This is a genomic window from Micromonospora arborensis (assembly GCF_003205615.1).
In the GTDB taxonomy this organism is placed as follows: Bacteria; Actinomycetota; Actinomycetes; order Mycobacteriales; family Micromonosporaceae; genus Micromonospora; species Micromonospora arborensis.
On record NZ_PYBV01000069.1, the window covers coordinates 1 to 1,315 of the forward strand.

The following is a 1,315-nucleotide window of genomic DNA, read 5'->3' on the forward strand; positions in this document are numbered from 1 at the left end:
GATCGACTCCACATCGCCGACATGGGGATATCCGCGCGCATGGACACCGCTATATCGGCGACGTGGAGTCGATCATGAACACGTCGACTGCGACAGCGCATTTCCGGCCGCACGAGGGCGGGGACAAAGTCGGATGCACGCGCGGCAACCAAGATCTACTATCCCGGGTCATGCGTGGGTACTTCGTGGTTGAGGGTCGGCGGCTTTCGTATCTGGACTTCGGTGGTCCGGGCACCCCACTCCTGGCCCTGCACGGGCACTACAACGAAGCGTCGGCCTGGGCGCCGCTGGCGGAGGCGCTGGCACCGCAGTGGCGGGTGATCGCACTCGATCAGCGTGGGCACGGAGAGTCCGACCGCGCCGAAAGTTACGAGCGGGACGACTACGTTGCCGACGTCGCCGCCTTTCACCAGCATCTGGCCGTCGGCCCCGTGGCGATCCTGGGCCACTCACTCGGCGGAGTGAACGCCTACCAGTACGCCGCCCGGCACACGGACCAGGTCACCGCGCTGATCGTCGAGGACATCGGTGCGGTCGTGGAGTGCGACTGGGCCTTCACCACCACACTCCCCCGCCACGCGCCAACCCGCGAGGCGCTGGCCTCGGCCGTGGGCACGGCAGCGCCTTACCTGGCATGTTCCTTCCGTCAGACGGAGAACGGCTGGGGCTTGTCGTTCGACATCGACGACACGGTGGCATCCCAGCAAGCACTCAACGGTGACCACTGGAAGGACTGGGCATCGGTCAGCAGCCCCACCCTCCTGATTCATGGAACGCGCAGCGACGAACTGACCGCTGCCCACGCTCGCGACATGATCACCCGTCATACCGGCCAAGCCCATCTTGTCGAGCTGCCAGCCGGTCACGTTGTGCATCACGACGCTCCAGCGCAGTTCGCCGCCGCTGTCCGCGCCTTTCTGGGATCGTCCTGAGCGACACCGACTCCGGTGGGCGTTACCCTGACACCATGCAGGCCGTCTCCCCCACCCCGACCGGCGTGACCTTCCTGGCACGCCCAGGTCGCCCTGCCGTGGTGGCGAGGACGCTCGCCGAGCTGTCCGGCCCCACCCGGGGCGTGGTGGAGCTGCCGGTCCGGTTGATGTGGAACGCCGAGCGCACCTTCGACCTCGGCGACCCCGACCAGTTGCTCTGGATGTACGAGAACGTGCTCCGCGAGACCACCCGCACCGAGGACCTGCGCGCCCTGATCAACGGACGGACGCTGCGCCGGGTGTGGCGACTGCTCAACCTCCCCCGAGGCGTACGCCAGGCGTGGGAGAGCCGGCACCGCGGCCTGCGCGCCGCGTGATCGGCC

2 protein-coding genes are annotated in these 1,315 nt (G+C 67.9%); both read left to right on the forward strand.

Annotated features, from left to right (window positions below):
• Positions 1-932, forward strand: a 932-nt coding sequence (locus C7C45_RS32585) for an alpha/beta fold hydrolase (RefSeq protein WP_208641513.1), incomplete at its 5' end; no start/stop codon positions are given.
• 35 nt (positions 933-967) lie between these two features.
• The gene (locus C7C45_RS32590) at positions 968-1,309 is read left to right on the forward strand and encodes a hypothetical protein (protein ID WP_110568724.1); all 342 of its coding nucleotides are present in this window, start codon (positions 968-970) and stop codon (positions 1,307-1,309) included.
• The last annotated feature ends 6 nt before the right edge of the window (positions 1,310-1,315 follow it).

Bases quoted from the DNA above. Each gene is read 5' to 3' on its own strand.
- C7C45_RS32590 (WP_110568724.1), top strand. From the start codon at position 968: ATGCAGGCCGTCTCCCCCACCCCGACCGGCGTGACCTTCCTGGCACGC.